Source organism: Streptomyces sp. CB02056, assembly GCF_001905545.1.
Taxonomy (GTDB): Bacteria; Actinomycetota; Actinomycetes; order Streptomycetales; family Streptomycetaceae; genus Kitasatospora.
Genome location: NZ_LIPD01000007.1, coordinates 462719 through 485188, shown reverse-complemented (window position 1 = coordinate 485188; position 22470 = coordinate 462719). Strand labels below are relative to the sequence as shown.

Annotated in this window: 21 protein-coding genes; 10 read left to right on the top strand and 11 right to left on the bottom strand. The window is 74.6% G+C overall.

Translation table 11 applies throughout. The features are described 5' to 3' along the window. The first annotated feature begins 112 nt into the window (after positions 1–112). Positions 113–1036, top strand: coding sequence for a polysaccharide deacetylase family protein (locus AMK13_RS21000; RefSeq protein ID WP_241852975.1), 924 nt, complete (start codon positions 113–115; stop codon positions 1034–1036). A gap of 49 nt (positions 1037–1085) precedes the next feature. Here AMK13_RS21000 and AMK13_RS20995 read toward each other — a convergent pair whose 3' ends face one another. From AMK13_RS20995 to AMK13_RS20985, 3 genes are all read right to left on the bottom strand, one after another. After that, a complete protein-coding gene (locus tag AMK13_RS20995) occupies positions 1086–1517 on the bottom strand; it encodes a YchJ family protein (RefSeq protein ID WP_049657121.1) in 432 nt (143 codons plus the stop codon). A gap of 119 nt (positions 1518–1636) precedes the next feature. Continuing rightward, the gene (locus AMK13_RS20990) at positions 1637–3181 is read right to left on the bottom strand and encodes an FAD-dependent monooxygenase (RefSeq protein ID WP_074003619.1); all 1545 of its coding nucleotides are present in this window, start codon (positions 3179–3181) and stop codon (positions 1637–1639) included. Positions 3182–3225: 44 nt separating this feature from the next. Continuing rightward, positions 3226–3840, bottom strand: coding sequence for an acyl-CoA-like ligand-binding transcription factor (locus AMK13_RS20985; protein ID WP_074003618.1), 615 nt, complete (start codon positions 3838–3840; stop codon positions 3226–3228). A gap of 204 nt (positions 3841–4044) precedes the next feature. Here AMK13_RS20985 and AMK13_RS20980 point away from each other — a divergent pair, with 204 nt between their 5' ends. Beyond that, positions 4045–4446 (top strand): cytochrome C oxidase subunit I, encoded by a 402-nt coding sequence (locus AMK13_RS20980; RefSeq protein WP_143204590.1) that lies wholly within the window; start codon positions 4045–4047, stop codon positions 4444–4446. 93 nt (positions 4447–4539) lie between these two features. Here the strand turns inward: AMK13_RS20980 and qcrB are convergent, their stop codons facing one another. Beyond that, positions 4540–6162, bottom strand: a complete 1623-nt coding sequence (gene qcrB, locus AMK13_RS20975) for a cytochrome bc1 complex cytochrome b subunit (protein ID WP_074003822.1) — start codon at positions 6160–6162, stop codon at positions 4540–4542. A 408-nt stretch (positions 6163–6570) separates the two neighbouring features. Here qcrB and AMK13_RS20970 point away from each other — a divergent pair, with 408 nt between their 5' ends. From AMK13_RS20970 to efeB, 3 genes are all read left to right on the top strand, one after another. Further along, positions 6571–6897: a hypothetical protein gene (locus AMK13_RS20970; protein WP_049657126.1), complete on the top strand. Its 327-nt coding sequence runs from the start codon at positions 6571–6573 to the stop codon at positions 6895–6897. A 242-nt stretch (positions 6898–7139) separates the two neighbouring features. Beyond that, on the top strand, positions 7140–9230 hold the full coding sequence (gene efeU / locus AMK13_RS20965) for an iron uptake transporter permease EfeU (protein WP_074003617.1): 2091 nt from the start codon (positions 7140–7142) through the stop codon (positions 9228–9230). Further along, complete coding sequence (efeB, locus tag AMK13_RS20960; protein ID WP_079272323.1) at positions 9230–10564, top strand: iron uptake transporter deferrochelatase/peroxidase subunit; 1335 nt, start codon at positions 9230–9232, stop codon at positions 10562–10564. Before efeU ends, efeB begins: the two co-directional genes overlap by 1 nt. A 54-nt stretch (positions 10565–10618) precedes the next feature. On the opposite strand, the gene AMK13_RS20955 is transcribed toward efeB, so the two are convergent. Both AMK13_RS20955 and AMK13_RS20950 read right to left on the bottom strand, forming a co-directional pair. Continuing rightward, complete coding sequence (locus AMK13_RS20955; RefSeq protein WP_079272322.1) at positions 10619–12097, bottom strand: sensor histidine kinase; 1479 nt, start codon at positions 12095–12097, stop codon at positions 10619–10621. Further along, a complete protein-coding gene (locus AMK13_RS20950) occupies positions 12094–12774 on the bottom strand; it encodes a response regulator transcription factor (protein WP_049654967.1) in 681 nt (226 codons plus the stop codon). Before AMK13_RS20950 ends, AMK13_RS20955 begins: the two co-directional genes overlap by 4 nt. Before the next feature lie 198 nt (positions 12775–12972). Here AMK13_RS20950 and AMK13_RS20945 point away from each other — a divergent pair, with 198 nt between their 5' ends. Continuing rightward, entirely contained in the window at positions 12973–14499 is a 1527-nt protein-coding gene (locus tag AMK13_RS20945; protein WP_074003616.1) for a glutamate synthase subunit beta, read from the top strand. Between the two features lie 47 nt (positions 14500–14546). On the opposite strand, the gene AMK13_RS20940 is transcribed toward AMK13_RS20945, so the two are convergent. Then, positions 14547–16073: a PD40 domain-containing protein gene (locus tag AMK13_RS20940; protein WP_074003615.1), complete on the bottom strand. Its 1527-nt coding sequence runs from the start codon at positions 16071–16073 to the stop codon at positions 14547–14549. 249 nt (positions 16074–16322) lie between these two features. On the opposite strand from AMK13_RS20940, the gene AMK13_RS20935 reads away from it, so the two are divergent. Next, complete coding sequence (locus AMK13_RS20935; protein ID WP_049654974.1) at positions 16323–16850, top strand: YcxB family protein; 528 nt, start codon at positions 16323–16325, stop codon at positions 16848–16850. A 29-nt stretch (positions 16851–16879) separates the two neighbouring features. Here AMK13_RS20935 and AMK13_RS20930 read toward each other — a convergent pair whose 3' ends face one another. Then, on the bottom strand, positions 16880–18193 hold the full coding sequence (locus tag AMK13_RS20930) for an MFS transporter (protein ID WP_198959397.1): 1314 nt from the start codon (positions 18191–18193) through the stop codon (positions 16880–16882). Between the two features lie 127 nt (positions 18194–18320). Here AMK13_RS20930 and AMK13_RS20925 point away from each other — a divergent pair, with 127 nt between their 5' ends. After that, positions 18321–19040 carry a TetR/AcrR family transcriptional regulator C-terminal domain-containing protein gene (locus AMK13_RS20925; RefSeq protein ID WP_074003613.1) on the top strand — a complete coding sequence of 240 codons (720 nt, stop codon included), beginning with the start codon at positions 18321–18323 and terminating at the stop codon, positions 19038–19040. Between the two features lie 19 nt (positions 19041–19059). Then, complete coding sequence (locus AMK13_RS20920) at positions 19060–19572, top strand: isochorismatase family protein (RefSeq protein WP_074003612.1); 513 nt, start codon at positions 19060–19062, stop codon at positions 19570–19572. Positions 19573–19657: 85 nt separating this feature from the next. Here AMK13_RS20920 and murQ read toward each other — a convergent pair whose 3' ends face one another. Next, positions 19658–20563: an N-acetylmuramic acid 6-phosphate etherase gene (gene murQ / locus AMK13_RS20915; RefSeq protein WP_074003611.1), complete on the bottom strand. Its 906-nt coding sequence runs from the start codon at positions 20561–20563 to the stop codon at positions 19658–19660. A gap of 147 nt (positions 20564–20710) precedes the next feature. Here murQ and AMK13_RS43620 point away from each other — a divergent pair, with 147 nt between their 5' ends. Then, a complete protein-coding gene (locus AMK13_RS43620) occupies positions 20711–20887 on the top strand; it encodes a hypothetical protein (protein WP_158077732.1) in 177 nt (58 codons plus the stop codon). 30 nt (positions 20888–20917) lie between these two features. Here the strand turns inward: AMK13_RS43620 and AMK13_RS20910 are convergent, their stop codons facing one another. Beyond that, positions 20918–21598, bottom strand: a complete 681-nt coding sequence (locus AMK13_RS20910; protein ID WP_074003610.1) for a DUF6445 family protein — start codon at positions 21596–21598, stop codon at positions 20918–20920. 118 nt (positions 21599–21716) lie between these two features. Further along, complete coding sequence (locus AMK13_RS20905) at positions 21717–22364, bottom strand: TetR/AcrR family transcriptional regulator (protein WP_074003609.1); 648 nt, start codon at positions 22362–22364, stop codon at positions 21717–21719. Between the last annotated feature and the right edge of the window lie 106 nt (positions 22365–22470).

Below are 22470 nucleotides of genomic sequence, written 5' to 3'. Positions count from 1 at the left end.
AGGACCCGGTGCGTCGTTGCCTCGCACGGGTGACGCGGGGATTGGCGGTGGTGCACGGCAGGGGAGCAGTGCACCCATGAACAGACCATCAGTTTGTCGTAATAATGGGGGTTTGAGGGGAAGCCAGCACCACCGGGGCGGTGTACGGACCGGCCTGCTGGCCGCCGTCTGCCTCTCCGCCGTCCTCGCCGGCTGCGCCGCTCCGGCCGCTCCCGCCGGGCCGAAGGCCGCCCCGGCCCCCGAGGCGAACACGGCGCCCGCCGCCCCGGACGCCGACCACGCCGGCGCCCCGCCCCTGGCGGAGGAGGCGAACAGCGCCGAGGCCGTGGCCCGTCAGGAGGCGGCCGCCCAGCACTGGGGCCTGGAGCGTCCGCCGCTGAAGGCTCCGCCGCGTCCGGCGACCAAGCCCGAGCTCACCCCGGTGCAGGGCGTCAAGCTCGCGGACGGCCGCCCGCCCGTCGTCTTCCGGGTGCCGACCGACGACAAGGTGGTCTTCCTGACCGTCGACGACGGTGACGAGAAGGACCCCGAGTTCTCCCGGATGGCCGCGGACCTGGGCATCCCGCTCAGCACCTACGTCTCCGACTACCTCGCCCGCGAGAACTACGGCTACTTCCGCGACCTGCACGCCCAGGGCGTGGAGATCAACAACCACACGATCAACCACCGCAACCTGAAGGTGCTGGACTACGACACCCAGCGCGAGGAGATCTGCACCCAGCAGGACCAGCTGGAGAAGCAGATCGGCGTCCGCCCCCGGCTGTTCCGGCCGCCGTACGGTGAGTACAACGACGACACCCTGCGCGCGGCGGCCTCCTGCGGGGTGCAGGCGGTGCCGATGTGGAACGAGGAGGCCTTCCCGGACCACATGGAGTGGCGCTACGACGACCGGAAGCTGCACCCGGGCGACATCATCCTGACCCACTTCCGGGGCACCGACATCTGGAAGGCCTCGATGCCGGACCTGCTGCGCAAGGTCGTCAACGACGTCACCGCGCAGGGCTTCGCACTGGCCCGGCTGGACGACTACCTGTAGCGGCGGCCCGGAGCGGCCACCCGACCGCAACCGCCGCGGGTCGGGTGGCTCAGCCGAGCGAGAGGGCGTCCAGGTACACCCAGGCGCCCTCGTGCCGCACGAAGCGGCTGTTCTCGCTGAGCACGCCCTCCTCGCCGCCCTCCGTCCAGTGTGCCCGGAAGGCGACGGTGCCCTGCGCGTGGAAGGCGCCGCCCTCGGTGGTGTCGACCACCTCCAGCCCGGTCCAGCGCAGCCCCGGGTCGAAGTCGACCTCGGCCGGCCGGGTGTCCGGGTGCCAGGTGCGCAGCAGGTACGCCTCGTCCTGCGCGGCGAAGGCGCTGAACCGGGAGCGCATCAGGGACTCGGCGGTGGTGGCCGCCGCCTGGCCCCGGTGCAGCCGGCCGCAGCAGTCGCCGTAGGCGGCGGGCAGGCCGCACGGGCAGGGGGACGAGGGCAGCAGCCGGGGCGCGGCGGCGCGGGGCGCGGAACGACGTCGGGACATGCCGCCATTCTCCCCCACCCGTCCGGCGCCTCCCCGGCGGCCCCGCGGACGGGGGGTACGGGCCCGTCCGCGTCGTCGTGGAACCCGTCGCCGGGGAGCTCGTCCGCGGGTGCCCGTCCTCAGGAGGAGGCGGCGCCGAACCAGGTGCGCAGCGCCCGGGCCAGCCCCTCCCGGTCCGCCCGGTCGGGCCCGGTCGCCCAGGCGACGTAGCCGTCCGGGCGCAGCAGCAGGGCGCCGGCCGGCGGCTGCGGGCAGTCGGCCGTGACGAGGTCGACCCGGTCCTTCCAGCCCGCCGCCGGGTCCGCGAGGCCGAGCCGGCCGCCGGTGAGGTCGACGATCAACGGGCGTCCGGTGCGGGCGAGTTCGGCGATCCGGGTGGGGCCGTTCGGGGTGGTCGTCGCGAGCTCCGGCACGAACCGACCGGCCAGCGGGTGCGGGCAGCCGACGTCGTGGCGGACGTCGCTGCCGGCCATCAGCGCGGCGATCCGGCCGAGGTTGTCCGGGTGCGCCAGCAGCTCGTCGAACAGGGCGCGCACCGCGGTGGTCCCGGGGCCGGGGGCCATCAGGGCGGTCTGGGCCTGGGAGTGCATGAACACCCGCTCGCCGACCGGGCGGCGCTCGTTCTGGTAGCTGTCCAGCAGGCCGGGCGGGGCCCAGCCGTGCAGGTCGGCGGCGAGCTTCCAGCCGAGGTTGGCGGCGTCCTGGAGGCCGAGGTTGAGGCCCGGGCCGCCGGTCGCGGCGTGCACGTGGGCGGCGTCGCCGACGAGCAGGACCCGGCCGTCGCGGTAGCGCTCGGCGAGCCGGGTGTTGTGGCCGACGGTGCGGCGCGGGGTGAACGGTCCGGCGGTACGGGCCGGGGCGAGCGGCAGGTCGGCGCCGGTCACCCGGCGGACGCTGGCGCGCAGCTCGTCCAGGGTCAGCGGGGTCCGCTGGTCCACCGGCGGGCCGCCCCACTCCATCGTGGCGATCATGACGGCGTCCGGGCCGAACGGGGAGATGACGAACACGCCGTGGTCGGTGCGGGTGTGGGTGAAGACGCGGAACGGGGTCGGGCAGCCGGGCAGCAGGACGTCGCCGTTGTCGGTGGTGCGCACCCCCTCGGGCGGCAGCACGTGCGCGATGCGGGAGACGGGGTCGGGCGAGGTGACGCCGGGGAAGCCGATCCCGGCGAGCTTGCGGACGGTGCTGCGGCCGCCGTCCGCGCCGACCAGGTAGCGGGCGCGCAACTGTCCGGCGCCGTCGGGTCCTCGGACGTCGACGGTCACCCCGGTCGGGTCCTGGCGCAGGCCGGTGACCTCGCGGTCGCGGCGCACGGTGACGCCCAGGTCGAGGAGGCGCTCCTCCAGTACCTCCTCGATCCGGTGCTGGGGTACGGGCACGGCGTGCAGCGGGTTCCGGTCGAGCCGGTGCAGTTCCAGCGGGAAGGCGCCGAACACGAAGCGCGGCACGGGCCGCGGCGCGCCCGGGACGCCGCTGAGCGGCTGGTACAGGCCGCGGTGGTCGAGCAGCCGGAGCACCTGGCCGACCAGCCCGTTGGCCTTCTGCTCGCCCGAGCGCGCGGGCAGCCGGTCCAGGACCACCGGCCGGATTCCGGCCAGCGCCAGTTCGCCGGCCAGGAACAGCCCGACCGGGCCGGCGCCGACGATGACGACATCGCTGTTCATCTCAAGTCCCCGTTCATGTCGAATCCCCCTCGGATGCGGTGGGGTCACCGTGACGAAGGATCGGGCAGCCCGGCCGCCAGCTGGCGCAGCGCCTCGGTGAGCAGCGGCTGGAACGGCACCACCGGGTCGGCGGCCAGGTAGTGCTCGTTGGCGGCCTGCAGCGCGGAGAGCGCGGCCGAGGCGACCAGGTTCGGGTAGAGGTCCCGGTCGGCGTCGGTCCCGGTCCGGGCGGCCACCGCCGCCGCCAGCTCCCTCCGGACCCCGGCGCTGTCGCGGAGCAGTTCGGCCTGGAGCGCCGGTTCGCGCAGCAGCAGCCGCACGGCGGCGGTCCAGCGCGGGTCGGGCCCCTCGGGCGCGCCGACGTACGGTGCGACGAGGGAGCGGGTCAGCGCCTCCCACAGCGGCTCCTGCGCCGGGCGGGCCCGCAGCTCCCCGGCGGCTTGCAGGACCCGGTCGCGGTGCCGGGAGACGATCGCCTCGGCCCTGCTGGAGAAGTAGTTGTTGTAGGTGCGCGGGGACACCCCGGCCGCGGCCGCGATGTCCTCCACCCGGACGTTCTCCAGCCCCCGCTCCACCGCGAGCCGCAGTGCGGCCCAGCCCAGTGCCTCCCGCGTCGCGGCCTTCTTCCGTTCCCGCAGGCCGGGCTGGTCCTTCGTCATGGCCACCACTGTCCCGCGAAAGGTGCGCGGTGCGCAATAGTGCGTGGCACGCAAGTTTTTCCCGGCCGCGCGGGCTGTGGCGAGCCGCCCGCCACCTGCGGTTTGTCGCTGGTAGTAGTTGCCTGGTCGCGGAGCGATCCCCGTCGGGAGCCCGACCCCGCAGGCTTTCCGGCGGGACGACTCGACAGGACTGGAGGAGCGGTCATGGGTGGCAGACAGCGTCCGCCGAGAGCGCGGACGCCCCGTCAGGGCAGGCCCGCCGGCGTCGGTGCCCGGGTGAACTCCCGGGCGGAGTTCGCCCGCATCGAGGGGTTCCTGGCCTGGGAGGCGGAGGTCGCGGCGGCCGAACGGGACGCCCGCGCGTTCGCCGCGCAGTTCCCGTGGCTGCCGGCGGCGGAGCGGGAGAGCCTCGAACAGGCCTACGCCGCCGACCGGTTGCGCTACGCCGAGGAGGTCGTCGACCGCGCGGTCGAGCGCTGCCGCCGGCTGGCCGCCCGGTACCGCGTCGAGTGCCGCCGGATCTGCGCCCGCTGGGCCGCGCTCTGCCTCTCCGTCACCGTGACGGCGGCGCTGTTCGCCGTGGTCCCGGCCGTCCTGCGCGGCTGAGCGGCCCGGGCCCGCCGTCGACGGGCCCCGGCACGACGAGGGCCCGCCGCACCGTTCCCGGTGCGGCGGGCCCTTTCCAGGTGCGGGAGGGGATCAGTGGTGGCCGTGGCCGCTGCCGATCTCCTCGTGCTCCTCGACGGTGGGCTTGGCGATCTGGCTGTACTCGCCGTAGAAGCCGCGGGAGAGCTTGACCCGCGCGCGGGTCCACAGCCCGGCCTTGCGGGCCACGCCGTTCTCGTCCACCTCGGGCGGCAGCTCGGAGGGCTGCGGCTGGTCGTGCGAGGTGAGGGTGTAGAGCCGGCCCTTCGGCAGCGGGGCGTGCACCTCGACGAACTCGCCGTGCTGGAGGCGGTTGATGACGCCGGTCTCCCGGCCGTGCAGCACCTTCTCCTTGTCCCGCCGCTGGAGGCCCAGGCACCAGCGCTTGGTGATCACGAACACGACGACCGGCACGGTGAAGAAGCCGATCCGCACCGCGTAGGTGATCGCGTTGATCGAGAGGTGGAAGTGGGTGGCCAGCAGGTCGTTGCCGCCGCCGGCCAGCAGGATCAGGTAGAGGCTGATCCAGGCCGCGCCGAAGGCGGTGCGGACCGGGGCGTTGCGCGGCCGGTCGGCGATGTGGTGCTCGCCCCGGTCCCCGGTGATCCAGGCCTCCAGGAACGGGTAGCACCAGATGGCCAGCAGGACGGTCGGGAAGACCATCAGCGGGACGAACACCCCGAGGTTGAGGGTGTGGCCGCCCCAGACGCTGATCTCCCAGCCGGGCATCACGCGGATCAGGCCCTCGGAGAAGCCCATGTACCAGTCGGGCTGGGCGTTGGTGGTCACCTGGTCCGGTCGGTACGGGCCGTACATCCAGATCGGGTTGACGGTGGCGATCGCCGCCATCACCGAGACCACGCCGAAGACCAGGAAGAAGAAGCCGCCCGCCTTGGCGGTGTAGACCGGCAGCAGCGGCATGCCGACCACGTTGCTGTTGGTCCGGCCGGGCCCGGCGAACTGGGTGTGCTTGTGGTAGAAGACCAGGATCAGGTGCGCCGCCAGCAGGCCCACCATGATCCCGGGGATCAGCAGGACGTGGACGGTGAACAGCCGGGGGATGATGTCGTGCCCCGGGAACTCGCCGCCGTAGAGGAAGAACTGCAGGTACGTCCCGACGATCGGGACGGCGAGGACCGCGCCCTCCATGAAGCGGATGCCGGTGCCGGAGAGCAGGTCGTCGGGCAGCGAGTAGCCCATGAAGCCGTCGAACATGCCGAGGATCAGCAGGAGCGCCCCGAAGACCCAGTTGATCTCGCGCGGCTTGCGGAACGCGCCGGTGAAGAAGACGCGCATCATGTGGGTCAGCATCGAGGCGACGAACACGATCGCGGCCCAGTGGTGGATCTGGCGCATCAGCAGGCCGCCGCGCACGTCGAAGCTGATCTTGACGGTCGAGGAGAAGGCCTCGGACATCGGGATGCCCCTGAGCGGGACGTACGACCCGTCGTAGACGACCTCGCCCATGCTCGGTACGAAGAACAGGGTGAGCCAGACGCCGGTGAGGATGATGATGACGAAGGTGTAGAGCGCGATCTCGCCCAGCATGAAGGACCAGTGGTCGGGAAAGATCTTGCGCAGGTTGGCCTTGGCCAGGGAGTAGATGCCGAGTCGGCCGTCCGCCCAGTCGGCGAGCGCCTCGGCCTTGTTGGCGGGGTCGGCGCGCGTGGTGGTCACCGGTCCCGGCTGCGACTGCTGGTCGGCTCTCACGACGGGCTCCCCGGCGTCCGCGGCGTACCGTGCCGGAGGCCCGCCGGCGGGAACGGCGGCCGGCGAAGTGTTGTGATCATGGGACCTCTCGATACGGGCCCGCCGGCGGGACCGGCGCGCGGACCAGCTGTTCCGCTGGGCCCGTTGCTCAGGGTGATGGAGCGCTTACTCTGTCATGCTGTCGGCAGGGGGCCGACTGTGCACGTCCATCGGCCCGTCCGGCCGTGCGTGTCGGGCCGGACGGGGGTTCCTGACGCCCGATCGGCTGGCCGCCGCTCGGCCCAACGGGTGCCGATGCTGCGGTCGGGTGCCGCTGAAGCGTTTCGGCGCGCGCCGCGTCCGGGGGTCGCGAGGTCCGGGGCCTACGCTGCGCCAATGGTGGATCACCGTGAACTCTTCGAGGACGTCACCGAGGCCCTGGCCCGCGCCGGGTTCGACACCGGACCGGGCCCCTCACCGCTGTGGATCGACCGCCACCCCGAGGGTGTGGTGGTCGGCTGGACGCCGGGAGCGGAGCCGGGCGGGCCGCCCTCCCGGGAGGCGCTCGCGGCGCTGAGCGGCGCGGCCGCGGTCGTGCTGCGCGAGTGCGGCTACCTCGTCGCCGGAACGGAGGAGGGTGATCTCCTGGTGCGTTGCGCCGAACCGGTGACGGTGCCGGAGTCGCCCGAACCGGAGGCGGTGCCGGAGCAGTGGTGGGGGTGACCCGGGGCTCCTGACGGTCCCTCCGCCCTGCGGGTTTGGTCAACACGAGGGCGAGCTCATACCGAACCCTTACCCGAACCGGGGGTGCGGTTGACCTGCGCGGCTCTAAGGTTTGCCTAAGCTAAGCCGTGGCGCCCTGGACCGCAGTGTCCGGGGCGTTCGGCTGTGCCGCCCCGCCGCCACCGCGGCGGGGTCGAGGACAGGTGAACGACCCGGGCCGGCCCGGGGGAGGAGCCCGCCGCATGTGGGATGAGGCGTTTCCCAGCTTCCTGATCGGTCTGCGCGAGGGCCTGGAAGCCGGACTGATCGTGTCGATCCTGGTCGCCACGCTGGTGCGGGCGGACCAGAAGGCCCGGCTGCCCCAGGTGTGGTCGGGCGTCGCGGCGGCCGTCGCGCTCAGCCTGAGCTTCGGCGCGGTGCTCACCTTCACCGCCGCCAACCTCTCCGGCCACGCCCAGGAGGCGTTCGGCGGGGTGCTCAGCCTGATCGCGGTCTGCTTCGTCACCGCGATGGTGTTCTGGATGCGGCGCTCGGCGCGCACCCTCTCCGCCGAGATCAAGGAGAAGGTCCAGGCCTCGCTGGCGATGGGCGCCGGCGCGCTGGTGCTCACCAGCTTCCTCGCGGTCGCCCGCGAGGGCCTGGAGACCTCGCTCTTCCTGTGGACCAACGTGCGCACCGCCGGCGAGTCCACCGGGCCGCTGATCGGCGCGGCCGTCGGCCTGGTGCTCTCGGCCGGGCTCTGCTGGGGCCTGTACCGGCGGGCCCTGAAGATGAACCTCACCCGGTTCTTCACCATCACCGGCGTCGGACTGATCGTCGTCGCGGCGGGCGTCCTCGGCTACGGCCTGCGGGACCTCCAGGAGTCCGGCCTGGTCGGCGGCGGCACCTCGTACGCCTTCGACCTGAGCGGGCACCTGGACGCCTCGTCCTGGTACGCGACGCTGGTCCAGGGCACCCTCAACCTGACCGTCACCATGACGGTGCTCCAGGTCGTCGGCTACGTCGCGTACCTGGGCGTCGTGATGACGCTGTTCGTCGAGGGGGTCCGCAGTGGCGGGCGCGCCCAGGCGGCCCAGGCAGCCCCGGCCGCCGCTCCCGCCGCTCCCGCCGAGGCGAAGCCCGCCGCGGGCGGGGCCGAGGGCGAGGGCGGGGGTACGGCCGGACCGGTGCGGGCGGGCCGGCCGCGCTGGGTGCTGCCGACCGCGGCGATCGCCGTGCCGGTGGTGGTGGCCGGCGTGGTGATCGCGGTCAGCGAGGGCAAGCAGGGCGGCTCCGCCACCGTCGCCGTCTCCGAGCAGGAGTGCGGCAAGGGCTTCGCCGACCCGCGGCCCGGCCAGCAGGTGTTCCAGATGCGCAACACCGGCGACAAGGTCGCCGAGGTCTACCTGGTCGACCCGGGCAGCGGCGCGGTCTACGGGGAGATCGAGGGCCTGGCCCCCGGCACCACCCGCGCCCTGACCGCCACCATCGGCTCCGGCGACTACGCCTGGCGCTGCGTGCCCACCGGCGGCAAGTCCGTCACCTCGGCCGCCGTGCACGTCAGCGGCGCCGCCGTGGTCAAGGCCGTCAAGCCGGTCGCCGAGGAGGACCTCAAGGCCCCGCTGGACAGCTACAAGGAGTACGTCGACCAGGGCCTCGCGACGGTCGTGACGGAGAGCCGGAAGCTCCAGGCCGACGTGCGCTCCGGGGACCTCGCCACGGCGAAGGCCGACTGGCTCACCGCCCACCTCCGGTACGCCTCGCTCGGCGCCGCGTACGGCACCTTCGCCGACCTCGACGGCAAGATCGACGGCCGCCCGGACGGACTCGCCGAGAAGGAGCGGGACCCGGGCTTCACCGGTTTCCTGCGGCTGGAGTACGGCCTCTGGCACGACCAGTCCGCCGCCGAGCTGACGCCCGTCGCCGACGACCTTGCGCAGAACGTGGAGAAGCTGGCGCACGACTTCCCCGGCCAGGACTTCGCCCCCGGCGACCTGCCGCTGCGCGCCCACGAGATCCTGGAGAACACCCTCCAGTTCGAGCTGACCGGCGACACCGACATGGGCAGCGGCACCAACCTGGCCACCGCCCAGGCCAACCTGACCGGCACCCAGGAGCTGCTGACCCTGCTCCAGCCGCTGCTCGACGAGCGGGACCCGCAGGTGCTCGTCAAGGTGAACGCCGGGATGAAGCGGGTCGGCGACCTGGTCGCCGCCGCCCACCGGCCCGAGGGCTGGACCCCGGTCGACCGGCTGCCCGCCGACGCCCGCCGACAGCTCAACGGCGCCACCGGTGAACTGCTCGAAGACCTCGCCCCCGTCCCCGCCCTGCTCGAGATCCGGAAGGCCGCCTGATGACCGACCACACCGCAGCCACCGGCTCCTGCCCGTTCCCGCACGCCGCTGCCGCCGCCACCGAGGCCGCTGCCGCCGCGGAGGGCGGCTGCCCGGCCGGACCGGCCCGGCGCAGCTTCGTCCGGGCCGCGCTCGGCGCGGGCGCCGGAGCGGCCGTGCTGGCCGGCGGCGGCCTCGCCCTCGCCGCCGGACCGGCCGCCGCCGGGGACGGCACGCAGGAGAAGGCCGGGGCGGTGCCCTTCCACGGGGCCCACCAGGCGGGCGTCACCACGGCCGCCCCCGGCTTCGCGGCCTTCGTCTCCTGCCAGGTGATCGCCCAGGACCGCAAGGGCCTCGAAACGCTGTTCCGGACCCTGACCGAGCGGATCCGCTTCCTCACCGCCGGCGGCACCCCGCCGGACCTCGGCGTCGGCGCGCCGCCCTCGGACAGCGGCATCCTCGGCCCGACCGTCCCCGCCGACCACCTGACCGTCACGGTCGGCGTCGGCGCCTCGCTCTTCGACGACCGCTACGGGCTGGCCAAGGCCAAGCCCGTCAGGCTCGCGCCGATGAAGACCTTCCCGAACGACAACCTCCAGGCCGCCGAACTGCACGGCGACCTCTCGCTGCAGATCTGCGCCGACCGCCAGGACACCGTGCTGCACGCGCTGCGCGACATCACCCGGCACACCCGGGGCGCGCTGCAGATCCTCTGGCGGATCGACGGCTTCCAGAACCAGTCCCGCCCGGACGGCGCCCAGCGCAACCTGCTCGGCTTCAAGGACGGCATCGTCAACCCGGACACCGGCTCCGCGCGCGAGATGGACCGGCTGGTCTGGGTCACCGACGGGACGGGCGAGCCGGCCTGGGCGACCGGTGGCAGCTACCAGGTGATCCGGATCATCCGGATGCTGATCGAGTTCTGGGACCGCGTCACCCTCACCGAGCAGGAGAAGATGTTCGGCCGCCGCCGGGACACCGGCGCGCCGCTGGACGGCGCCCGGGAGACCGACGCGCCGGACTACGCCAAGGACCCGGACGGCAAGGCGATCCCGCTCGACGCCCACATCCGGCTGGCCAACCCGCGCACCGCCGACACCGACAACTCGCGCATCCTGCGCCGGGGCTTCAACTACGACCGGGGCGTCGACCGGGCCGGGAACCTGGACATGGGCCTGGTGTTCTGCTGCTACCAGCAGGACGTGGTGCGGCAGTTCGAGGCCACCCAGACCCGGCTGATCGGCGAGCCGCTGGTGGACTACATCTCGCCGACCGGCGGCGGCTACTTCTTCGTCCTGCCAGGGGTGAAGGACGAGGCCGACTGGCTCGGGCGGGGGCTGCTGGCCGCCGTCTGATGGTCGGTTCCACCGCGGGCCCGGCGCTGCCACGCGCCGGGCCCGTCCGCGTGCTCAGCCGTCGGGCCCGTCCGCTCCGTCGGCGCCGAGGGTGAAGCCGATCACCGCGCCGCCGCCCTCCCGGTTGGCGGCGAAGGCCGTACCGCCGTGCGAGCGGGCCACCTCGTGCACGATGGCCAGGCCCAGCCCGGAGCCGGGCAGGCCGCGGGCGGCGGTGGCCCGGTAGAAGCGGTCGAAGACCCGGTCGAGGTCGGCCGCGTCGATGCCCGGGCCGCGGTCGCGCACCTCCACCCGCGGGCCGCGCACCACCACCTCGATCGGGCCCGTCCCGGCGGGGTCGAACTTGGCGGCGTTGTCCAGCAGGTTGCCCACCGCGCGGGCCAGTGCGTCCGGCCGGGCGGTGACCACGGTCGCGTCCGCGTCCACCACGACCTCCCGGTCGCCGCGCCGCCGGGCCTGGGCGGCGGCCTGCCGGACCACGTCGGCGAGCAGCACCTCGGTCGGCCGCTCGTCCGCCCTTCGGTCCGCCGCGAGTGCCACCAGCTCCTCCACCAGCTGGGTCAACTCGCGGGTCTCCTCGACCAGATCGGCCATCAGCGCGGCGCGTTCGGCGGGCGGCAGCCGGTCCAGGCTGGGGAGCACCGAGAGGTTGGTGCGCAGGCTGGTCAGCGGGGTGCGCAGCTCGTGCCCGGCGTCCTGGACCAGTCGGCGCTGGTTCTCCTTGGCGGTGGCGAGCCGGCCCAGCATCCGGTCGAAGGCCCGGCCGAGCCGGCCCACCTCGTCCGTGCCGGCGGCGGGCACCGGGACGTCCAACCGCCCACTGGCGGCGACCAGTTCGGCCGCGTGGGTGAGCCGGACCAGGCGTCGGGTGATCCGTCGGGCGAGCAGCCGGCCGGCCCCGCCGGCGAGCACCGCGACGATCGCCACCAGGGCGACCGTACGGGTGCGCAGGGTGGTCAGCAGCTTCTCGGTGGGCCCGACCTGCTGGATGATCTGGACCGCCCCGCGTCGGCCGCCGAGCGAGACCACGCCGACCCGGTAGGCCTCGCGGTGCTCGTGGCGCAGCCCGATCGAGGTGCGGCCCGGCTGGTCGGCGTGGGCGAGCTCGTGGTCGGACGGGCTCGGCGGCAGGTCGAGCCGGGCGGTGCCGGGCAGCACCGCGCCGTCGGGGTCGAGCGACTGCGTGGTGACCCGGATCGGGCGGACCAGGTCGGCGCTCAGGCCGCTCGGGCCGGCGAAGTCGCCCGGGAAGAGCACCTCCCGCTGGACCTGGCGGCCGACGGAGTCGACGGCGGCGCCGAAGTCGGCGGTCTCGTCATCCCGGATCAGCCGCGCGGCGGCGTCGTAGCCGAGTGCGCCGATCAGCACCGCGACCAGCGCGGCGATCGCGGCGAAGGCCAGCGCGAAGGTGGTGGGCAGGCCGGGGCGCGGCAGCCGGGGGAGACGGGGGAGCCGGCCGGTCGGGCGCGGCGGCCGGGGCGCGCGGCGGGCCGGGCGCGGGAACCGGGGGAGGCGGCGGGCCGGGCCGGTCACGGCTCGCGCAGCGTGTAGCCGACGCCGCGGACGGTGTGGATCAGCGGCGCCAGGCCGGGGCGGTCGAGCTTGCGGCGCAGGTAGCCGATGAACACCGCGAGGTTCTTCGAGCCGGGGCCGAAGTCGTAGCCCCAGATCCGCTCGTACAGGGTGGCCTGGTCGAGGACGGCGCCGGCGTGCCGGGCGAGGAGCTCCAGCAGGTCGAACTCGGTGCGGGACAGTTCGAGCTCCTGGGCGGCGCGCCAGGCCCGGCGGGCGGGCGGCTCGATCCGCAGGTCGGCGACGGTCAGCACCTCGGTGGCGGACTCCGGCGGGCGGCGGCGCAGCATGGCGCGCAGGCGGGCGAACAGCTCGTCCACGTCGAAGGGCTTGACCAGGTAGTCGTCCGCGCCCGCGTCGAGGCCGGCGATCCGGTCGGGCACCTCGACCCGGGCGGTGAGCATCAGCACCGGGGTGCGGTCGCCGGCCGCGCGCAGCCGGCGGCAGACCTCCAGGCCGTCCGGCTCGGGCATCATCACGTCGAGCACCAGGACGTCCGGGCGCTGCTCCGCGAGGACGGCCAGGGTCTGGGTGCCGTCGGCGGCGACCCGCACCCGGTAGCCCTGCAGCATCAGCGCGCGGGCGAGCGAGTCGCGGATGGCCCGGTCGTCCTCGGCGATCAGCACGGTGTGGGTCATGGCGGAGATTCTCCCTGGCGTGCTCACGGCGGTTCCGGGCGGGGGCGGGGTGTCCGGGCCCGCTCCGCGGCCGCTCCGGGGCGGTCCGTGACGGCCGGGGCTGTCGCGCGGTGCTTCGCGGGCGTACGGTGGCCGTACGGTGGCGCGCCGCCGGGTGGGCCGCCTGATCCGAGTCGGCACGCCCTGCCGGAGGCCGCGATGGCAGACCGGATGGCCTTCTTCACCACCCCGCGCGAAGAGCGGGTGCGGCGTGATGCGCGGGAGCGGCTGGGGGACTGGCGGGAGGTGTACCGGCCCGGCCCGCTGCTGCCGGTGGTGGGCGGGCAGGCGGGGCGGTGCATGGACTGCGGGCTGCCGTTCTGCCACAGCGCCTGTCCGCTCGGGAACCTGGTGCCGGAGTGGAACCGGCTGGTGGCGGAGTCGGGGACGGGTTCCGGGGAGGGGACCGGAGCCGGCGCGGAGGCCGGCGCGGATTGGCGGGCGGCCGCGGCACGGCTGCTGGCGACCAACAACTTCCCGGAGTTCACCGGGCGGCTCTGCCCGGCGCCCTGCGAGAGCGCCTGCGTGCTGGCCATCGACGGCGCGGCGGTGACGATCAAGAACGTGGAACTGGCGATCGCCGACCGCGCCCTGGACGCGGGCTGGGACGGGCCCCGGCCGCCCGACCGCGCCGAGCGCTCCGGTGGGCGGCGGGTCGCGGTGATCGGCTCGGGCCCGGCCGGGCTGGCCGCCGCCCAGCAGCTGACCAGGGCCGGGCACGCCACCACGGTGTACGAGCGGGCCGACCGCGCGGGCGGGCTGCTGCGGTACGGCATCCCGCCGTTCCGGCTGGAGAAGCACCGGCTGGAGCGCCGGCTGGACCAGCTGCGGGCCGAGGGCACCGACTTCCGCACCGGGGTGTGGGTCGGCCGGGACGTCCCGGGCGAGGAACTGCGGGCCGGGTACGACGCGGTGGTGGTCGCGGTGGGCGCGACCGCCTGCAGGGAGCTGCCGGTGCCGGGGCGAGAGCTGACCGGGGTGCACCAGGCGATCGAGTACCTGACCTGGGCGAACCGGGTGGACGAGGGCGACTGCCCGGTCTCGCCGCTGTCCGCCGAGGGGCGGCACGTGGTGATCGTCGGCGGCGGCGACACGGCGGCGGACTGCCTGGGGACGGCGCTGCGCCAGCGCGCCGCCTCTGTCACCCAGCTGGACATCAACCCGCGGCCGCCGCGGGACCGGGCCGACGGGCAGCCCTGGCCGGTGTACCCGAAGGTGTACCGGGAGACCACCTCGCACGAGGAGTCCGGTGCGGCGGAGGCCGGGCCCCGGGTGTTCGCGGCCACCACCGTCGGCTTCGAGCCAGGCCCGGACGGCCGGCTGGCCGCCGTCCGCTTCGCCGAGGCCGAGCCCGCCGACCGCAGCCCGCGGGCGGGCACCGAGCGGAGGCTGCCGGCGCAGCTGGTGCTGCTCGCGCTGGGCTTCACCGGGCCGGACCCGGACCGGCCGCTGTTCGCCCAACTCGGCCTCGCCACCGGGCCGGAGGGCACCCTGGCCCGGGACGACGGCTTCGCCACGGCGGCGGAGGGCGTGTTCGTCGCGGGGGACGCCGGGCGCGGGCAGTCGCTGATCGTCTGGGCGATCGCCGAGGGGCGGGCGGTGGCCGCGGCGGTGGACCGGTACCTGCGGGGGTGGACGGAACTGCCGGCGCCGATCCGGGCCTCGGCGCGGGCGCTCACGGTGTGAGACCGGGAGCACCCGCGCCGGTCGGGGGTCGGTGTGGGAGTTCGCTGTCAGAACAGCGGGAGGCGGCGGAGGAACACGTCCTCGGCGTTGTTGGTGTCCCCCGGGACGAGGGTGCTGTCGGACGAGGTGAACACCACCGCGGTGCCGAAGGCGTCGGGGAACGGGGCGTACGAGGAGCCGGTGGTCTGGGAACCGTCGCCCGCCACGCTGACCCGTTCGGTGCGGCCGGTCCACAGGTCGCGCCGGAACACGTCCTCGGCGTTGTTGGTGTCGCCGGGGACGAGGTTCTCCGCCGCCGAGCTGAAGTAGACCCACCGGCCGTCCGCCGTCAGCCGGCCGCCGAAGGAGTCGAGGGTGGTCTTCGTCCCGGGCAGGCCGACGCTCACCAGTGTCTCGGTGCCCTGCCGGAGGTCGCGGACGTACAGCTCGAAGTGGCGGTCCCAGGAGGTGTCGCCGTGGACGACCCAGGAGGAGTAGACGGCGTAGCGGCCGTCCGGGCTGATCGACGGGTCGGCCGCGCCCTTGTAGCCGCCGTCGGGGGCCGAGGAGGCCAGGCTGGTCCGCCCGGCGCGCAGGTCGCGGGCGTACAGCGGGTAGAGGCGCGGCTTGAGGAGCTCTGCGCGGGTGTCCGCGCGGGCGTCTGAGCGGGTGTCCGGGCGGGCGTTCGGGCGGGAGTCTGAGCGGGCTTCCGGGCGGAGGGAGTCGGCGGCGAACTCCTGGTCGGAGCCGGCCCTGAGCTCGGCGACGGCGGCCGGGGAGAGGGTGTCGGGCCGGCCCGGGCCGATGAGGTTGGTCGCCTTGGAGATGAAGACGACCGTGCTGCCGTCGCCGCTGATCTCCGGCGAGGCGGAGGAGGCGTCGGCCTCCTTGCCGTCCGCGCCGACGCTGACCAGGCGGGTGTCGCCGGTCCAGAGGTCGGTGACGTAGATGTTGCCGCCGAACCAGGTGACCGTGCCGGGGGCGAGGTCGCTGCGGTTGGACTGGTAGGCGACGTAGCGGCCGTCCCAGCTGATCGAGGGGACGTCGGACACCCGGTCGGTCTGCGGGGCTCCCGGCGCCTTGCCGACGCTGACCAGCCGGGTCTCGCCGGTCCGGCGGTCGTGGACGTAGACGTCCTGGTAGCCGCGGTTGGCGCCGGGGGCGAGGTTCGTGGCGCTGGAACCGAACGCCACGTAACGGCCGTCGCCGCTGATCGCGGCGTGGTGGGCGGCGCCGTCGGCCTGGACGCCGCCCGGACCGGTGTCGACCCGTTCGGTGCGGCCGGTCCACAGGTCGCGGACGAAGACGTCGGAGGTGCCGTTGGTGTCGCCGGGCACCAGGTCGGCCGCCTCCGAGGTGAAGACGGCGTAGCGCCCGTCGGCGCTCAGGCCGCGGGCCTGCGAGGCGCCGGTGGCCTGCGCCTGGCCGGGGCCGACGGAGACGCGTTCGGTGCCCGTGCCGCCCGGCCAGGCGGACGGTTGTGTGGTGGACGGGGCCGCCTGGGCGGGGGCGGCGACGGTGATGGAGACGGCGGCGGCCAGTGCGGCGGCCGCGAGGGTGCGGGCCGCGCGCAGTGGGCGGCGGATGCGGGTCATCGGGTTCCCTCCCCTGGGATCGGGCCGTGCCGCGTCGGCGGTGGACGCCGAACTCCCCGGCGGCCGGCTCGGGGTGAGCCAACCGCCGGGCGGGGTGGTCGGTCAACGGGTGGGTGCCGGGAGCGGCGCATTCACGCCGGAGGGCCGGGAGGCCGTGGACGCGGTCGCATCGGGTACGTACGGTCTTTGCTACGATCCGGCGAAGCTGGTGTCAGGAGTTGTGCGTACATGGGTCGGAGGGTGTGGGACGTGGGTTCCGACGAGCGGGCGGTGACGTCGGTCGAGGTCCGCTACACCCCGACGGCCGAGGACTTCCGGGAGGCCTTCGCGGCGTGGGAGCGGTGCACGGCGGCCGGACGCCGGTCGCGGCTGGCCGTGTACACGGTGGCCGTCGGCGGAACGGCGGTCGTCGGGCTGCTCGCCGTCCTCGGCGGGACGGTGCTGCGGTTGCTCGCCCTGCTGGTGGCGGTCGTGCTGCTCGTGGTTCTCGCGGGGCCCGCGACGCGGGTGCGGCGGGTGACGAGGACGGCGAGGGAGAAGGGCGAGTTCAGGGTCCTGCTGGACGACCAGGGGGTGGTCGTGAGCACCGAGGCCTCGGTCACCGAGTTCGCCTGGTCGGAGCAGCGGTACTACCTGGAGACGCCCCGGCTGTTCCTGCTGTTGAAGGGCAGCGAGGAGACCGGTGTGCTGACCATGCTGCCCAAGCGCGGGGTCGACGACCTCCGGGGGCTGGCGGAGCTGATCGACCGGCACGCGACGGCGCTCGTCCGGGACTGAGCAGTCGTGGGGTGGGTGCGGCGGGTGCGTCACGGGGTGGGCTCCGGCGCGGCCGGCCCGGTGCGGTGCGCCCGCTGGTCGTAGCGCCAGAGCGCGGGGAGCGCGGCGGACACGGCGGCCGAGCTGCCGAGGCAGAGTAGGCCCCCCGTGCGCAGCGCCGCCCGGATGCCCTGGCGGGCCGCGAGCCCGCCCGCCCGCAGGTCGCCCAGGGCCGGCCCGGCGGAGCCGATCAGCATCTCCAACCCGGCCGCTCGGCCCCGGAGTTCGTCCGGAATGGACTGGTTCCAGATGGCGCTGCGGAAGGTGTCGCCGACCCAGTGCGCGCCGCCCGCGACGGCCAGGCAGAGCAGGACGGCCCACAGGCCCGGGGCGAAGGCGGCCGCCGCCGTCGCCGCGCCGACCAGCGCCGCGGAGAGCAGGACCAGCCGGCCGTGCCGGTGCACCCGCTCCGCCCACCCGCCGGTCGCGGCGGCGATCAGGCTGCCGGCCGCACCGGCCGAGTAGAGCAGGCCGAGCGCCCAGGTGGCGTCCAACTCCGCGGCGAGGAACGGGAAGAGCGCGGTGGGCAGGGCGAAGACGGTGGCCGCGAGGTCGGCCAGGTAGGTGCCGACCAGATCGGGCCGCCGGGCCGCGTACCGGGCGCCGTCGAGGAACTCGGTGAGCTGCGGCGCCTCGGCGTCCCGCTCCGAGGGGACCGGCCGGACCCGGGCGAGCAGGGCGATCGAGAGCAGGAAGGTGCCGAGGTCGACCAGGTAGGCCGCCGGGACGCCGGCGGTCGCGATCAGCAGGCCGGCCGCCGCCGGGGCGGCCACGCCACCGATGCTCCAGCGCAGGGAGAGCAGGGCACCCGCCGCCACCAGCTGGTCCTGGGGCACCAGGCGGGGGACCATCGCCTCGACCGAGGGCTGCTGGATGCCCTGGATCGCCGCCGCCACCCCGGCGGCGACGTAGAGCGGCCAGACGGCGGGGGCGCCGAGCAGCGCGTTGGCCAGCAGTAAGGCGCTGAGCGTGGCCAGGGCGACCTCGGTGGCCAGGGCGACGGTGCGGCGGTCGGCGCGGTCGGCGAGGACGCCGCCGTAGAGGCCGAACAGGATGACGGGCACGAGCTCGACCGCGCCGACCGCGCCCACGGCCAGCGGCGAGCCGGTGAGGTCGGCGATCTGGAGTGGGATCGCGGTCATGGTGAAGATCGAGCCGAGCAGGGTGACGGTGCCGGAGGTCCAGGTCAGCCGGAAGTCCCGGGAGGAGCGCCAGGGGGCGGTGTTCGGCAGCAGGCGGGACCAGGGGCGGTCGGGGCTGGAGGTGGGGTCGGGTCCGGAGGTGGGGTTCGGGTTGGAGGTCACGAGGGGTGGGATCCCTTCGCGGTCGTCGGCGTCGCGACGGCCGTCCTTATCGCTGATAAATTCCAGCTCGGGAACTTATCGGCGATAAGGTGGGTCTGGCAAGCGGATAACCCAGGAGGGCGATCGGATGGCGCTGCAACGCGACGAGGTGGTGCGCACGGCGCTGCGCCTGCTCGACGAGGAGGGCATCGACGGGCTGACCACCCGTCGGCTCGCCCGTGAACTCGGCGTCCAGTCACCGGCGTTGTACTGGCACTTCAAGAACAAGCGGGAACTGCTCGATCTGATGGCCGAGGCGATGCTCGCCGAGGCCCTCCCGCCCGACCGCGAGCCGGACCCGGCGCACTGGCCCGAGTGGATCGCTGCCGACGCCCGCGCCAAGCGCGGCGCCCTGCTCGCCTACCGCGACGGCGCCCGGGTACACGCGGGCACCCTGCCCAGCGAGGACGAACTCCCGGCGGTCGAGGCCCAGTTGGCCGCCCTGTGCGGGGCCGGGCTGCGCCCGCGTACTGCGCTGCGGCTGCTGCTGACCGTCGACCGGTACATCATGGGCTGGGTCACCGAGGAGCAGGCCTGGCGGCAGGACACCGCGGACCGCGACCGGCCGCCGTTCCCGGACGAGGCGCTGCGCGAACTGCCGCTGCTGCGCGAGGCGGTGGACGTGCTGCGGATGACCGACCACGACGCGGACTTCGAGTACGGGCTGCGGGTGCTGATCGAGGGGTTCCGGGCGGAGATCGCGCGGGAGGCGGCGGAGTGCGCTCCGGCTTCGGAGGCACGGGCCTCGGCGGGCCAGGCCTCGGAGGGCCGGGCGCAGGAGGGGCCGTCGTCGGACGGGCCGGCGTGACTGGACTAGCGTGACGTCCATGACCACCCTTGATCCCCGCAGTACGGCCCTGGTCCTGATCGACCTGATGGACCGGATCGTCGCCAACCCGCTCGCGCCGCGCACCGGTTCGGAGGTGGTGGAGGCCTCGCTGGAGCTGGCCCGGGAGTTCCGGGCGGCGGGCGCGCCCGTGGTCGCGGTGCGGGTCGAGCGGCCGAACGTCGCTGAGCAGCCGCCCGGGAGCGGGCTGGTCGCGGAGGTCGCGGCGGTGGCCGACGAGGTCGTGGTGAAGCGCACCATCGGAGCCTTCCAGGGCACCGGCCTGGACGGGCTGCTGCGGGCGCGGGGCGTGGAGACCCTGGTGTTCACCGGGATCGCCACCAACCTCGGCGTGGAGTCCAGCGCCCGGGCCGCCGGCGACCACGGGTACCGGCTGGTGTTCGTCGAGGACGCGATGGCCGCGCTCACGGCGGAGGAGCACCGGGCGTCGGTGGAACTGGACTTCCCGCGCCTCGGCGAGGTCGTCGTGGCGGCGGACGTGCGGTTGGGGTGAGTTGGCGGGGGACGGGGCTACGGCCGGGCGGGATTTTAGCCGGGCGCGGTGGAGGGCTGCTACGGCCGGGCGAGGCGGAGGGCTGCTACGGCCGGGCGAGGCGGAGGGCTTCGCGCAGCCGTCCCTCCGAGGCCGTGAGCAGGCGCGCTGCGGTGGGGGCGTCCACGTCCGCGAGCAGGGAGAGGATGGCGTCCTTGACCCGGCCGCCGGTCGCGCTCAGGGCGCGGTCGACCGCGGTCCCGTCGGCGCCGGTCGCCTCGGCGACGATCCGTCGGGCGCGGTCGCGCAGCTTGTCGTTGGTGGCGCGGAGGTCGACCATCAGATTTCCGTACGTCCGGCCGAGCCGGACCATCACGGCCGTGGAGAGCAGGTTGAGCACCAACTTCTGCGCCGTGCCCGCCTTGAGCCGGGTCGATCCGGCCAGCACTTCGGGGCCGACCTCCACCTCGATGCCCAACTCGGCCGCGGCCGCGAGCGCCGAGCCGCGGTTGCACGCCAGCCCGACGGTCAGCGCCCCCGCCGCGCGCGCGGCGCGGACGGCGGCCAGCGGGTAGGGCGTACGGCCGGAGGCGGAGACGCCCACCAGGGTGTCGGCGGAGGTGAGGGCGAGTGCGGCCACATCGGCCTCGGCGAGGTCGGTGCGGTCCTCGGCGCCCTCGGCCGCCGCCGTGACGGCCGGGCGCCCGCCCGCGATCAGGCCGACGACCAGCGCCGGATCGGTGCCGAAGGTCGGCGGGCACTCGACGGCGTCCAGCACGCCGAGCCGCCCGGCCGTCCCGGCGCCCGCGTAGACCAGCCGGCCACCACGCGCCATCCGGGCGGCCACGGCGTCGACCACGGCGGCGATCCGCTCCAACTCCCCGGCGACGGCCTCGGGCACCGTACGGTCCTCGGCGTTCATCAGCCGGAGCAGCTCGACCGTGGGCAACTCGTCGATCGCGGCCCACTCGGGGCGGATGGTCTCGGTCGCGGGAACGGTGTCACGACTCATGCGCCCGCCTCGCTTCGCGCGGCAGTGCTATTCGCCCAGGCACATCGTCCGATGATTCGCTCGTTCATGCGGCCAGCCTCCCCGGGTGCGGGGTGCCCGAATCCGGGCAAGCGTGGATGGCGGGCATGAGGGGGCCGGCGCGAGGCGATGGCGGTCTGGCCCTCGCTGCGGCCCTACGTCGACGAGCGGGTGCCGGCGGAGGCCCGGACGCTCGGGCTGCCGGGTGAACCGGCCGCACTGGGGGCGCTGGTCGGGCCGGCGGACCAGGCCCGGTTGGCGGCGGCGCTGACCAGGGCGAGTCTGGCGCACGTGGGCGCCGACTGAGGGGCGGGTCGTCCGGAGGGTGGGTGGGGGTCAGGCCATCCAGAAGAAGACCGCCGTCATCCGCCGCTCGGCCAGGTCGGTGCCGTAGTAGCCGGTGGCGCTGTGGATCAGGTTGGCGTGGTAGAGGAGCAGCTGGTTGTAGCGGTTGGGGACGCGGACGTCCTCGGTGAAGTGGTCACCGGGAACGTGGCGGGTGCCGAGTGCCTCGACCAGGTTGTTGTGCGGGGCGTTGACCAGGTTGCCGCCGAGGCGGCCGCCGGGGAACTGCTGGCGGTAGAAGCTGGTGCCGGCGTCCTTCGGGGCGCCGGGGCTGAGGTAGAGGACGGCGGCGTAGCGGCAGAGCGCGCGGGAGTCGGTGTGGGGGCGGGATTCCGATTCCCCGGCGCCGACGACCTGGACGCAGTTGTGGTTGAGCGTGCCGCCGCCCGGGGTGCTCTGCACCCAGAGCCGGGAGGCGCCGGTGGCCTTGCGGACCAGCGACTCGACCCGGGCCAGTTCCCCGGGTTCCAGGCCCGGCATGGTGCGCAGCCCTGGCCAGGTCTCGGGGCGGTGCGGGTAGCCCTCGGTCCAGTCCCCGCGGGCCAGACAGCGCTCCCGGACGGCGTCCGGGTCGGGCAGCACGTTGTCCAGGACCCAGTAGTCCCGGCCCCGGGTGGGCTTGCGGTAGGGCAGGACCGGCAGGGTGGTGGGCCTGATGGGCTGTGAGGGCATGGGCCGACGATAGAGGCGGCCATCGCCAACCTTCTGCCGTGAGCAGGTCAACCTTTCGTCAAGGGTGCTCCGGCCCGGACACGTGGTTCAGCCCCTGGTCGGAGGCCGGACCCGCGGCCTAGGCCTCCCGTACGGCGAAGCTCCCGAGGGCGCCCTCCAGACGGTCGTAGGCCCGGACCGCCGAGGGGCGGACGGCGGTGGCGATCGCCGCCTGCTCCTCGCCCGCCAGGGTGCGGCGGAACACCTCGGCGAACACCGCGCGGTCGACGGCGGCGAGCAGCGCGGCGGCGACGCGGCACTCGAAGCCGACGGGTCTCTCGTGCACCGCCTCGGCCAGCGCCTCGGCGAGCGCCGTCTCGCCCTGCTCGTGCAGCTCGCGCAGCCGGGCGCCCAGGGCGGGGCTGTCGAAGACGGTGCGGGCGAACTCCGGGCCGGAGAAGCCGAGCCGGGCGTCGTGCCGGTCGAGCCCGGCGAGGCAGTCGCGGCGCAGCGCGGCGAGCGCGGACTCGCCCGGCGCGCGCCCCGCGACGGTCGCGGCGAGCCGGACGACGAGCTCCTCGTGCAGGTCGAAGAAGAGGTCCTCCTTGCGCGGGAAGTGGTTGGTGACGGTCATCTTGGCGACGCCCGCGGCGGCCGCGACCTCGGCGATGGTCGTGCGGTCGAAGCCCTGCTCGATGAAGAGCCTGGTCGCGGCGTGCGAGATCGCCTCGCGGGTGCGGCGCTTGTTGAGCTCGCGCAGGCTCGGCGTGGTCGCGTTCTCGGTCATGTCGGGAGCGTAGCGCAGGTTGCTGGGTCGGGTACATGAATTAGGCTTGACCCAATCAGTGGGTCCGGCCTAAGTTCTTCTCGGGCGGCCGGAGCGGCTGCCCGGG